The 11,801-nt window shown below is 61.4% G+C and carries 10 protein-coding genes; 5 read left to right on the top strand and 5 right to left on the bottom strand.

From position 1 onward, the window contains the following. The 3 genes from dmpG to AC1Q7Q_RS18405 all read left to right on the top strand — a co-directional run bounded on the left by dmpG (position 1) and on the right by AC1Q7Q_RS18405 (position 1,798). Positions 1-1,023: a 4-hydroxy-2-oxovalerate aldolase gene (gene dmpG, locus AC1Q7Q_RS18415; RefSeq protein ID WP_416052985.1), complete on the top strand. Its 1,023-nt coding sequence runs from the start codon at positions 1-3 to the stop codon at positions 1,021-1,023. A 149-nt stretch (positions 1,024-1,172) separates the two neighbouring features. Next, a complete protein-coding gene (locus tag AC1Q7Q_RS18410) occupies positions 1,173-1,406 on the top strand; it encodes a type II toxin-antitoxin system Phd/YefM family antitoxin (RefSeq protein WP_150992282.1) in 234 nt (77 codons plus the stop codon). Then, positions 1,403-1,798, top strand: a complete 396-nt coding sequence (locus AC1Q7Q_RS18405; protein WP_150992284.1) for a type II toxin-antitoxin system VapC family toxin — start codon at positions 1,403-1,405, stop codon at positions 1,796-1,798. The genes AC1Q7Q_RS18410 and AC1Q7Q_RS18405 overlap by 4 nt, the downstream gene beginning before the upstream one ends. Before the next feature lie 235 nt (positions 1,799-2,033). On the opposite strand, the gene AC1Q7Q_RS18400 is transcribed toward AC1Q7Q_RS18405, so the two are convergent. Together AC1Q7Q_RS18400 and AC1Q7Q_RS18395 are read right to left on the bottom strand one after the other, a co-directional pair. Then, positions 2,034-2,690 (bottom strand): TetR/AcrR family transcriptional regulator, encoded by a 657-nt coding sequence (locus tag AC1Q7Q_RS18400; RefSeq protein WP_492374321.1) that lies wholly within the window; start codon positions 2,688-2,690, stop codon positions 2,034-2,036. Between the two features lie 139 nt (positions 2,691-2,829). After that, a complete protein-coding gene (locus AC1Q7Q_RS18395; RefSeq protein WP_492374320.1) occupies positions 2,830-3,600 on the bottom strand; it encodes an SDR family NAD(P)-dependent oxidoreductase in 771 nt (256 codons plus the stop codon). Between the two features lie 256 nt (positions 3,601-3,856). On the opposite strand from AC1Q7Q_RS18395, the gene AC1Q7Q_RS18390 reads away from it, so the two are divergent. Together AC1Q7Q_RS18390 and AC1Q7Q_RS18385 are read left to right on the top strand one after the other, a co-directional pair. Further along, a complete protein-coding gene (locus tag AC1Q7Q_RS18390) occupies positions 3,857-6,148 on the top strand; it encodes an arylsulfatase (RefSeq protein ID WP_492374319.1) in 2,292 nt (763 codons plus the stop codon). Positions 6,149-6,641: 493 nt separating this feature from the next. Then, positions 6,642-7,460 carry a hypothetical protein gene (locus AC1Q7Q_RS18385; RefSeq protein WP_492374318.1) on the top strand — a complete coding sequence of 273 codons (819 nt, stop codon included), beginning with the start codon at positions 6,642-6,644 and terminating at the stop codon, positions 7,458-7,460. 430 nt (positions 7,461-7,890) lie between these two features. On the opposite strand, the gene AC1Q7Q_RS18380 is transcribed toward AC1Q7Q_RS18385, so the two are convergent. From AC1Q7Q_RS18380 to AC1Q7Q_RS18370, 3 genes are all read right to left on the bottom strand, one after another. After that, a complete protein-coding gene (locus AC1Q7Q_RS18380) occupies positions 7,891-8,685 on the bottom strand; it encodes an SDR family oxidoreductase (protein WP_492374317.1) in 795 nt (264 codons plus the stop codon). Between the two features lie 179 nt (positions 8,686-8,864). Then, the gene (locus tag AC1Q7Q_RS18375; protein ID WP_492374316.1) at positions 8,865-10,994 is read right to left on the bottom strand and encodes an oxidoreductase; all 2,130 of its coding nucleotides are present in this window, start codon (positions 10,992-10,994) and stop codon (positions 8,865-8,867) included. 189 nt (positions 10,995-11,183) lie between these two features. Then, positions 11,184-11,786, bottom strand: coding sequence for a TetR/AcrR family transcriptional regulator (locus AC1Q7Q_RS18370; protein ID WP_492374315.1), 603 nt, complete (start codon positions 11,784-11,786; stop codon positions 11,184-11,186). Between the last annotated feature and the right edge of the window lie 15 nt (positions 11,787-11,801).

The following is an 11,801-nucleotide window of genomic DNA, read 5'->3' as shown; positions in this document are numbered from 1 at the left end:
ATGAACCAACGCATTACCGTGCATGACATGACCCTGCGCGACGGCATGCACCCGAAGCGCCACCAGATCTCGCTCGATCAGATGAAAACGATCGCCCGCGGGCTGGACGACGCGGGCGTGCCGCTGATCGAGGTGACCCATGGCGACGGCCTGGGCGGTGCCTCGGTCAACTACGGCTTTCCCGCGCATAGCGACGAGGAATACCTGCAAGCCGTGCTGGGCGAACTGAAGCAAGCCAAGGTCTCCGCCCTGCTGCTGCCCGGCATCGGCACCATCGACCACCTGCGCATGGCGCATGAACTGGGCGTGCACACCATCCGCGTAGCCACCCACTGCACCGAGGCCGATGTCTCCGAGCAGCATATCGGCATGGCGCGCAAGCTTGGCATGGACACCGTGGGCTTCCTGATGATGGCGCACATGGCGCCGGCAGCGACGCTGGTGGAACAGGCGCTGCTGATGGAGTCCTATGGCGCGAACTGCCTCTACATCACCGATTCGGCGGGGCATATGCTGCCGCACGACGTCACCGCCAAGCTGACTGCCGTGCGCCAGGCGCTCAAGCCGGAAACCGAGCTGGGCTTCCACGGCCACCACAACCTGGCCATGGGAATTGCCAACTCGCTGGCAGCCGTGGCCTGTGGCGCCACTCGCATCGACGCGGCAGCCGCCGGGCTGGGCGCGGGCGCCGGCAATACGCCGATGGAAGTCTTCGTGGCGGTCTGCGAGCGCATGGGCATCGAGACCGGCGTGGACGTGTTCCGCATCGCCGACGTGGCCGAAGACCTGGTGGTGCCCATCATGGACCAGCCGATCCGCATCGACCGCGATGCGCTCACGCTGGGCTACGCCGGCGTGTACTCGTCCTTCCTGCTGTTCGCCAAGCGCGCCCAGGCCAAGTACGGCATTCCGGCGCGCGAAATCCTGGTCGAACTGGGGCGCCAGCGCCTGGTGGGCGGGCAGGAAGACATGATCGAGGACACCGCCATGACGCTGGCGCGGGAGCGTGGGTTGCTGGCTTGACGGGACGCGGCGGCACCCGCACTTGCCCTCGCCACCTACCGTGGCCAGGGCAGATGCCTGTTTCATCACCCGCCGTCAAAAGAAGGCTCAAGTCTGCCGGTCATCTTGGCTTAGAATATATGACTATAGACATATGACCAGGAGCAGAGATGGAGAAGCAAGTCTCGAAATCGGACTTCAAGGCACATGCGCTGGAGTACTTCCGCCAGGTTGAGGACTCGGGCGAACCGCTGGTGGTGACCAACCACGGCAAGCCGGTTCTCGAGGTCAGGCCATATCGGAGTACTTCGCGTAGCCCGTTGGCAATCCTGCGCGATTCCGTGGTGCGCTACAACGCACCGACCGAGCCGGTGGACGCCGATGATTGGGAGGCGGCGCAGTGATCGTCCTGGACACGCACACGCTAGTCTGGTGGGTGAGTCGCGATCCGCTGCTGAGCAGGAAGGCGAAGGCGAGCATCGAGAAGGAACTGGACGGCGGCCAGATACTCGTCTCATCGATTTCCGCATGGGAAATCGCAGCACTGGTGGCACGCGAGCGCCTTGTTCTATCAATGGATGCGACCAGCTGGTTCGCCACCGTGGGGCAAATTGAAGCCGTACGCGTAGTACCTGTGGATACCGAGATCGCCATCAAATCGGTAGAACTTCCGGGCGTATTCCACAAGGATCCCGCCGACCGCATGATCGTGGCCACCGCGCGCAAGTTCTCCGTGCCGCTGGTGACGAAGGACGAGAAGATCCGCGCCTACCCGCACGTCAAGACAATCTGGTAACGGCTCCCGTAACCGGCCGGACGCTGTGCCGTAGAACAGCGCCGGCCAAATGCAGCAGGCTGCGACTGGCCAGCCCGCCGCAACCGTCAATCCTGGCCCTCAAACACGTGGCCTGCGATTAGGCTGACTAGCCTGAAGCGCTCACCCCTGGTGGCGGCACACGCGCGTACGGTACTACCGTATTCGATCGCCGCCACCGTTGCCTGCCATGTCGGACAAAACCCGATGTGCCGCCTTAACTGTGCAAGCTGGTTGGCGCCGCAAGCCCGCCACAAAGAAACTCGATCAGAATCTCCACGTGGTTCCACAGAAGCTGATCCCGCGGCGGCTTGCCTGGAGATATCGGCGCTTGGGGACGAGCGGATATTTCGGCGAGACTATGGAGCATCGCATGGGAACAGACAATCAGGCGCGACCTGAGCACTTCCATAGGGATTTCGGGCAGGATGCGCTGGAGCATTGCAACCAAGGCGGCGGCGTTGCCCCCAAACGACTGCTCGAATATCTCGGCGATCTTCGGGTTGCGGTCCGTATGGAGGCGCGCCAAAAACTGAACATAGCGTGCACCCGCACTGCCCTCTTCAATGATTTTCCTGGCAAGCGGGATAACAAGTATTTCCACAACGCCGCGCAGCGTGACCTGCGGCTGCGCCTGAAGTGAAGCGTACATTTCACGGCGTTGTGCCATCAACGGCATCATATGGCGTTCCAGCAGCGCGTCCACCACCTTATCCAGTCCGCCGAAGTGATAGTGGAGAATACCGGCGCTAACGCCAGCCGCTGCGTTGATGCTGCGGGCCGACACGCCGTCCACGCCATACCTGGCCATCAGCTCTTCGGCCGCCAGCAGAATGCGTTCCCGGGCCTCGCCTTTTACAGTAGGAGATGTCATCGATTACAAGTAGTACGGGATGCCGCCTGCCCCGCTGGGGGCGATTGGCCAATGACGCCAATACCCCCAGCGAAACAGCGCGGCAGGGCACGACTCAATGAATGTGGCGCCCGATTATACGTTCAGCACTACTGCCGACTCACATACGCTGCGATGAGATGTTGCCGCCATCCACCACGATCTCCGCCGCAGTGATGTAGCTCGCCTCGTCCGACAACAGGAAGCGCGCAACGCGGCCGATCTCCTCCGGCTGTCCCAGTCGGCTGAGGAGAATGCGGCGCTCGAAGGTTCCTGCCGGCAAACTGTCCACGGCGGGTTGGAGCATTGGCGTCAAGATCTGGCCCGGGGAAATCGCGTTGATGCGGATGTTATCGCGCCCAAGGCCGTCCGCCAGCGACCGGATCAGTGACAACATGCCGCCTTTCGCCGCACTGTAGATGGGGTTGATGTGATTGCCCAAGGTGGCGTTGATTGACGCGATGCCGACCACCGCAGACCCCGGATTGGCACGCAGATCCGGCAACAACGCCTGCACCAGCAGTGCAAATGCGCGGAGGTGAACATGGATGCCAGCATCCCATTTTTCCGGAGTGATGCCTTCGAGCGACCCGGTATCGACCGTGCCCGCCGCGTGCAGCAAGCCACCGATCCGGGGCAATACCGCGCGGGTTGCGTTCAGCGCAACCCGCAGCGCGCTGGGATCGCACAGGTCGACGCCAACACCAACCGCCGCAACGCCAAATTCCTTGGCAATCTCCGACGCTCGGTTCTGTGCCTTTTCTGCCTGAATGTCCCACAGCGCGACGTCGCGGCCTACGGCGGCTAATGCGCGGGCCGAGGCAAGCCCAAGCCCTGACGCTCCACCGGTGACGATCACGGCTGTGTTGGGTGACGCGAGTAACGATTCCATTGGGGGTCTCCTGTCAAGATGGTTTGAGTGATCGAATGAGTCTGGCAACAGAGACTTTTGAGTCAAAGGCGCCAAGCAGCGTGCAATCGGCGACCGTAGCCGGCGAAATTTTGTCTTGACGACGGTCCACGGCGCTTGCTAAATTCCATTCGAACATTTGATTCAATCGAATGCTCAGAAATTTTGGCACACGCCCACGCGAAAGCGCAATAGGCATCGACGAGAACGAAAAAAACAGGAGACGCGGGAAATCATCATGAACAGACTACGCAAGCGTTTGGCCACGGCGTTGTGCCTGGCCCTAAGTTGTGCCGCGACCGGTTTTGGCTGGGCTGCCAGCAACGAGGTGCAGCCTGGCGATACCCCGCCAGTCGTGCCGTTGCTGCACGCGCCGGCCGGTGCGCCAAATGTGGTAGTGGTCTTGCTTGACGACGTAGGCTTCGGTGCGGCCTCCACCTTTGGCGGACCGGCCAAGACGCCGGCGATGGATGGCCTGGCCCGTGAGGGCTTGAGCTATAACCGATTTCATACCACTGCGGTGTGCTCGCCGACACGCGCCTCGCTACTCACAGGCCGCAATCCCCACGCAGCCGGTGTCGGCGCAGTGCTGAACTCGCCAAGCAGTTATCCGGGTTATCGTGGGGTTCTGCAAAAGGACTCCGCAACCATCGCCGAACTGTTGCGTCAACAGGGCTACAGCACTGCGGCCTTTGGCAAATGGCATTTGACACCCGATTGGGAAGCATCACAGGTCGGTCCCTTTGACCGCTGGCCGACCGGCCAGGGATTCGAAAAATTCTATGGATTTATCGGCGCCGAAACCGATCAGTTCAATCCTTCGCTATACGATGGCACCACGCCAGTCCTAAGGACAGCCTCGAAGGACTACACCCTGAACGAAGACCTGTCGACACGCGCCATCAACTGGATGCATGCGCAACACTCGATCGCACCCGACAAGCCGTTCTTCGTCTACTTCGCCCCAGGTGGCACCCATGCTCCGCTCCAGGCACCCAGGGCATGGATCGAGAAATACCGTGGCAAGTTTGACAAGGGCTGGGACGATATGCGGCTGGAGATTCTGGCCCGGCAAAAGTCCCTTGGCGTCGTACCGCAGGATACAAAGCTGACTCCGCGGCCGGATGAACTCCCCGCCTGGGAAAGCCTCAGCACAGACCAGAAGCGGGTCGCCGCACGGTTAATGGAAGTCTACGCAGGGTACCTCGCACATACCGATGCACAGATTGGCCGCCTGGTGCAAGCATTGAAGGAGAGCGGCCAGTTTGACAACACGCTGTTTATCTACGTGATGGGGGACAACGGGGGAAGCCTTGAAGGCGGCATCCACGGCGGGGATAGCTACATGGGAAGATTGCAAGGCATGCCTGAGACACCGGCTGCCGATCTGGTGAAGCGCCTCGACAGCCTGGGCGGCCCGGACAGCTATGTGCAGTATCCAGCCGGTTGGGCTTGGGCCATGAGTTCTCCCCTGCCATGGGCCAAGACGGTTGCTTCGCACCTGGGCGGAATTCGTAACGGTATGGTGGTTTCCTGGCCTGCACGAATCCGGGATCATGGTGGTCTGCGCAGCCAGTTCTCTCATGTGAACGATCTGGCGCCAACCATTCTTGAGGCGGCGGGACTGAAGGCCCCGGCAGATGTCAATGGCGTCAAGCAACGTCCAATGGACGGCACGAGCCTGCTCTATAGCTTCGCCGATAAAAATGCGCCGGAGAAGCACACTACGCAGTACTTCGAAGTATTCGGCAACCGCTCGATCTATCACGATGGCTGGTTGGCTTCGGCCCGGCACAAGGACCGAGACCCGTGGGCGAGCACATGCCAGGGCAAACGGCTCGCCGACGACACCTGGAGTCTCTTCAACCTGAACGAGGACTTCAGCCAGTCCACCGATCTGGCGGCCAGATTGCCGGAGAAACTCAAGGAGATGCAGGCGTTGTTTCTGGCAGAGGCAGCAAAGAATCAAGTACTACCGTTGCAGGATACGGCCTGCTCCCGCACGCCTCTGCCCAACTTGACTGGTAAGCGCACGGAGTTCAGCTACTTCGCGGGAGCGGTGGGCATCCCTGAAGCTGAAGCGCCAGCGATCAAGAACCGCTCGTACAGCATTGTGGCCACGGTGGATATTCCCAATGGCGGCGCCCATGGTGTCATTGCCACCATGGGTGGCACTACCGCGGGCTGGTCCCTTTACCTTAACGATGAGGGCAAGCCGGTCTACGTGCAAAAAGTGTTCGATGTGGCGCGCATGGAGATTATGGGTAGCAAGCCGCTGCAACCGGGGAGGAACGTGGTGCAGTTCGACTTCGCTTACGAGGGAACAGGTTATGCCAAGGGCGGCACCGGCACGCTTCTGGTGAACGGCACGGCGGTAGGCAGTGGCCATCTGCCGGTCACCACGCCAGGCTTCTTCTCTCCTGACGAGACCTTTGACGTTGGCATGGATACCGGCTCGCCAGCCGGACGTTACACCGTCGGTTATCCGTTTAACGGCGCCATCGAACGAGTGGATATCCGCCTGCGCTGAGCCCCCTCCACCCGGGTCTCGCCGACCCCGTCATGGGTAAGGCGAGGCCCGCCAGCAATAGATGGCAGACCTCTATGCCTTGACCTTCGACGATATCGTGGGCTTCCTGGCACTATTGGGAAAGTAATTGATCCTTTCGGAAAAACCTCACCTACAGGCCGATTATCATTTCTCCTGCCAAACATCGGGGATTTCCGAATCCATTCGGCGGTATTTCCGTGAGGCAATACCGCAGATGTTCTCACCCGGTCGAGCAGCCCTCGCTCGGCGCTGCGGCACTCTTCGAGGATACGGCAATGCCACAGGACGGCATCGAGCCGGTACGTCGGATGTGTAAGTGGATTGTGGCTGGCGGACGAGCAAGGCATAGAGAAGATCGAACGGTTGAATGATGTGGTACACCTGCTCTCTCCCCACACAACCTATTGGTACATCAACCTGTAATGGTGGTGCGGTAAAAAACTAGTCTCCCGCTCCCCAATTAGAGGTTCTCTTGTCTACACGCCGCAAATTTCTTCTTTCCACTTCGACCGCAGTAACGCTCCCGCTGCTGACAACAGCTCTGAGTGCTTGTGGTGGCAGTGACGCCGCTGTCACAGATGTTCCGACAATGTCCGACGCTGAACTCAAGAGGCAGATGATTGGAAAGCTGACGACGGAACTGACCGATGCGTCGATCGCCAATGTCATTCAGCCTTACCTGATGGACATCGGCTTCACCTGGGATCTACCAACAATTCCGGCGGCACAGGTCGATCGAATTGTTGCCTACAGCTTTGGAAACAGGCCCAACGCTGCCAGTGGAAACACCTCCAGTAATGGCGCCAACCAAGCCGCACTGCCTGATCCTGGCCCTATCAATGAGTCACTCGCAGATGCGGTGTACAAGATCTACCAGATGAAGCCGGTTAAGGTATACGCGCAATGGGAAATTGCACGGTTTCTGACATCAAAATACCAACTGCCTGACCTCCATTCGGTCGAGCCCGTTATCGCGGCGGATGGCTCTATTACCTACCTGAGTACCGATGGCGTGGCAGCCGCGATTGTCGCGCTTGAGGGTACAGCGACAGCAATGGGTAAAGTGGCCGTCGTTGGTCACCGGGATCATGCGAAGCGATGCATACAGACGTCCAAAGCGCGCGGCATGGACGCTTACGCGGCGCAGGAAGTCGCCCTGCCGTTGAATTATGACCCACAGTCAGGGCAGGCCTGGACTCGGCGCCGCGATCTCTACCTGGTGCACGACATGTATGCGCAATTTACGATTCTTCGCACGAGTCTGATTGCCGCGAACTATCCCAACGGATAGTGTTCGTAGGCAGATTGGCATCGCCATAGTGACCAGGCGTTCGTCGCGTCGCGGACCTGAACGACGAGGCACGGCTAATGCTGTCGATGTGATCACGGACGGAGGCCGGTTTGCCTAAATACGCCCGGCACCAAAGGAAGGCGCTCCGCTTTTTGTCGAGATGGAGCGCTAGAGATAGCCACATTGATCTGTCGCCGGATTCTTACTGGGGTGACTTGATCACCGGCGACGAAGTTACCTTGAGCGGCTGGGATGCCCCTTGCGAATGCGGGCGCAGCGGGCCCTACTTGCACGCTACCATCCAGCGCTACAGCGAAAAGCAAGGCGGGGATAAGCTGTGCCACCCGCTAACTCGACCTCGACTGACTTTTCCGACAACCGGCCGGGCCGCCCCCCCCCAATTTGGATGCCGGCCCGGCGACCGTGCGGATCAGAACTCCAGCGGCCTTTGCACAGCGTCGACGCCACCGTCGATGAACACGACATTGCCGTGTAGATATGCCGCCTCGGGTCGGCACAGGAACGCGATCAGCGCGGCCACCTCATCGGGCTGCGCGCGCCGCCCAAGGGGAGGCAGAAAGTCGCGGATGGCATCGCCATAGCGCGGATCCCGCAGGCCAGCCTGCAGCATAGGCGTTTCCACCGCGCCAGGCGCAATCACATTCAGGCGCACCCCGGCCCGCCCCCAGCTGGCGGCGCGTTGCCGTGCCGCTGCCGCGACGGCGTTCTTCGCGCTCGCATACGCCAGATAGCCCGCCTGGGCGGCCTGCTCACCACCCGCCTCCTGCGCCGCGCGCACCAGGGCGTGCACGCCGTCCTCATCGCCCGCCAGGTAGGCGTCGCGCAGCGGGCTGCCCGCCCAGGACTGCAGCGTGGCCGAATTGGACGACACCACCACGGCGCACGGCGCCTTGCCCTGCCGCAATGCCGCGAACAAGCCGTCCAGCATGGCTACCACGCCGAAGTAGTTGACCGAGGCGACCAGCGTCGCAGGATCGACATGCGGGCCCAGACCAGCGCAACAGATCAGCCTGTCGATCCTGCCGCCGGACTGCGACAGCGCGCCATCGATAGCGGCCTCGCGTCCGTGCCGGGTGGAGAGGTCGGCTTGGATCTCGGCATCGCGCAGGTCGATGCCGATGACCCTGTCTCCGTCCGCCAGCAGGCGCCGGCGTACGGCCGCGCCCATGCCGGAGGCCGAGCCAGTGATGATGGTAGTTGTCATGGTATTCGGTTTCGTGAGTGAAAAAGAGGAAAAAAGAAAAAGGCGAAATCAACGCTGTCTCCCGAGCGCTTTTTGGCCTCTTGCTTGATACTAGTCACCGGCCCGGCGAGCCGCTTCGTCTGGGCAGACTAAGGGGAATCCCGCAACACCCAGCCGGGGCACCGCTCTAAAGCCGGGAGTCATATTTGCGAGATTTCCTTCGCCGCTCTCGCCGCACCGCGCATAGCACCTTCGATATAGCCGATGCCGGTGCAATCGCCGACTTCATGGACCTTGAAGCCTTCGCTCTCCAACTGCCTGGCAAGCGTCAAGTCACCTGCCGCACCTTTAGCCACGATGACAGTATTCGCATTGACCGCCTGCGCATTGCCTGCCTGGTCGGTGAAGCAAACCCTGTCAGGTTCGATCCGGATGTCCGAGGCACCCGGAAAGAGACCAAGGCCGTGCTCTTTAAGCTCCGCAAGCAGCCGCATCCGGCGGACTATCGTCAGTCCCGCGCCGAACCGCGGCGCCTCATCGACGACTGTCACCAATCGTCCGCGCTCGGACAGGAACTCGGCCAGTTCGAGACCGACCAGTTCGCCACCGATGATCACGACGTGCTTGCCCAACGGCATCCATTGCCGGGTCGCCTGGCGAACGAAATCGAGATTCGAGGTCAGGCCGCTCGCCGCACCGATCCTTGATGCCATGCGTGTCGCCCACCCGACCTTGCGCGCCAGTTCCTGTGAGCCTTCACCAAGCATCAGGCGGCGCATGTCGTCCCCGCTCATGACGTGCGGCAGGTCGTTTCCTGGTATCGGCGGCAATCCGCGCACCGCACCGGTTGCAACGACAACGACGTCCGGGGATAGCGTGCGCAGCAGCTCAGGCGTCGCTTGTGTGCGCAGGCGCACGTCGATTCGTGACGATTCAACCTGGCGCCGGAGCCAGTCGAGCAGTGGCTCGTTGGCCTCATAGGCGAGCGCGGCAATACGCAACGTGCCGCCCAGCTGGTTGGCCTGCTCCAGCAGCGTCACTTGATGCCCGTCCAACCGTAGCCGCCGCGCCGACTCCATGCCAGCAGGGCCTGCGCCGATAACCACGACCCGCTTGCCTCCCTTCGGCGATTGACGATGCAAATACTCGAAACCGATTTCGGGGTTGACCGCGCAGCGCAGCGGTTTGCCAACGTAGATCGCACTAATGCACGTGTAGCAGTAGATGCAGGGCAGTACGTCATCGGGCCGCCCTTCGGTGAGCTTTCGCGGCAGATGCGGGTCGGCTAGCAACTTTCTCCCCATTGAGACGAAATCGATCGAGCCATCGGCGATCCTTTCGTCGCCCAGCGCGGGCTCGATCCGGCCCGACGCGATGACCGGAATGCTGACCGCTGCCTTGATCCGCGCCGCAAACGGAAGATTGATCCCGGGCTCATGCGGGGTATGCGATGCCGAATGCAACTTCGGCTTGCCCGCGTCGTGATAGGCGCTCACGGTGATCGCGTTGGCCCCCTCCTCCTCGACGATCCGCGCGGTGCGCACCGCCTCGTCAATCGTGATGCCGCCTGGAATGCCTTCCTCGCGCGAGTCGAGTTTGCACCACACAGGAAAATCGGGACCAACCGCCGTACGCACGGCCCGAATCACCTCGACCAGGAGACGGACGCGATTTTCCAGCGGGCCTCCATATTCATCGGTACGCCGGTTCGTCGTGGGCGAGATGAACGACGACAGGAGATAGCCATGCCCGCCATGGATCTCGACGCCGTCAAAGCCGGCCCGCCGCGCCCGGCTCGCGGCCGCGGCAAATTGCGCGATCAGCGTGTCGATGTCGGCCTTCGTCATGACCTGAATCGTCACACTGGTGATGCGGCCGAACGGCGCCTCGGCCAACTCTTCGAGCAAGAACGCCTCGGTGAAATCGCCAGTGGGAGGTTCAGGCAGGGAGGGCGCCCACACCGGCCGCCCCGCAAGCATATCCTCCACGCCGATCAACCCGCCATGGTGCAACTGCGCGGCGATCTTTGCGCCGTGCGCGTGGACGGCTTCGGTCAGAGCGGTCAGGCCGGGAAGAAAGCGATCGTCCGAAATGGCGATCTGGTTCACCTGATTGGCACCGGTCGGCCAAGCCACGCCGGCGACGCCGGTGATGATCAGCCCCGCCCCCCCTTTGGCCTGCGATTCGTGATAGCGCACGATGCGCTCACCGCATTGGCCATCTGGCTCCGCAAGGCTCGCACCCATCGCGGTGACGACGATGCGGTTGCGTAGTGTCATCGTGCCGATTCGGCCAGGCGCCAACAGGTGGCGATACGATGTGCGACTCATTGACTGGCTCCTGTAATTGCGTCTTGATAGACATACCAGCACCAGCGCCACGGGAGCGCAAGGCGTGCCGTTTATCGCTCCGCATCGGTCATCCGATCGGCGCCAGTTGCGCACCGACAAGCGGGCAGAGGGGGGAAGCGTCTTTCGTTCACATGTGAATCTGTCATGCGGGCGGAATGCCGCACAAAGTCACGCAGTCCTACCAGGCCGGACGCCGCGGAGAATCCGCATCTGCCGGCGAATCGCACCCTCGTCCGCAGGAACCAGGCTATAGGCAAGCCCGATGCGGCTAGCCAGCGCAATGATGTCGTCCAGCGAGGCTGGCGTCGCGCCTGACTTCTCTACGTAATCGCGGTAGCGGTCAGCCAGCACCTTGTGCCACATGGGCTTGATGTTCTCGAGGATGTAGGGAAACACCTCCGCCGTAACGCTTCTGGCCAGGTAGTCCTGACGAAGCCCGGCGAGGCGTTGCCGGTACTTCACGGCAAAACACACGCACTCTTCGAGATACCCCTCGAAATCCCCCTCGTAGCCCGACAAGCTACGCTGCATCTCCTCGAAAAAGACGCCGTTTTCCGCGTCAATCGCGGCTTGGATCAGATCATTCCGGGTGCTGTAGTAGCGGTAAAGGGTTCTGCGTGAAATGTTGGCGCGCTTGGCCACATCATCCACGGTGAAACCCTCGATACCCATCTCGGCCATGCAGTCGAGCGTGGACCTCAGAATCAGGACGCGCCCTTGCTCGGGACTGTCTATTCGGCTGGCGTCTCCCCAGCGAAGTTGTCTATTCATTCGGAACCTTGCCTC

It is taken from the genome of Cupriavidus sp. GW823-FHT07A04 (assembly GCF_058794615.1).
The sequence above is the reverse complement of the archived record's forward strand: the minus strand, read 5'-3'. Positions and strand labels throughout refer to the sequence as shown.

Coding starts and splice junctions, on each gene's coding strand:
- AC1Q7Q_RS18400 (WP_492374321.1), bottom strand. CDS start 2,690: ATGACATCTCCTACTGTAAAAGGCGAGGCCCGGGAACGCATTCTGCTG.
- AC1Q7Q_RS18395 (WP_492374320.1), bottom strand. CDS start 3,600: ATGGAATCGTTACTCGCGTCACCCAACACAGCCGTGATCGTCACCGGT.
- dmpG (WP_416052985.1), top strand. CDS start 1: ATGAACCAACGCATTACCGTGCATGACATGACCCTGCGCGACGGCATG.
- AC1Q7Q_RS18380 (WP_492374317.1), bottom strand. CDS start 8,685: ATGACAACTACCATCATCACTGGCTCGGCCTCCGGCATGGGCGCGGCC.
- AC1Q7Q_RS18375 (WP_492374316.1), bottom strand. CDS start 10,994: ATGAGTCGCACATCGTATCGCCACCTGTTGGCGCCTGGCCGAATCGGC.
- AC1Q7Q_RS18370 (WP_492374315.1), bottom strand. CDS start 11,786: ATGAATAGACAACTTCGCTGGGGAGACGCCAGCCGAATAGACAGTCCC.
- AC1Q7Q_RS18410 (WP_150992282.1), top strand. CDS start 1,173: ATGGAGAAGCAAGTCTCGAAATCGGACTTCAAGGCACATGCGCTGGAG.
- AC1Q7Q_RS18390 (WP_492374319.1), top strand. CDS start 3,857: ATGAACAGACTACGCAAGCGTTTGGCCACGGCGTTGTGCCTGGCCCTA.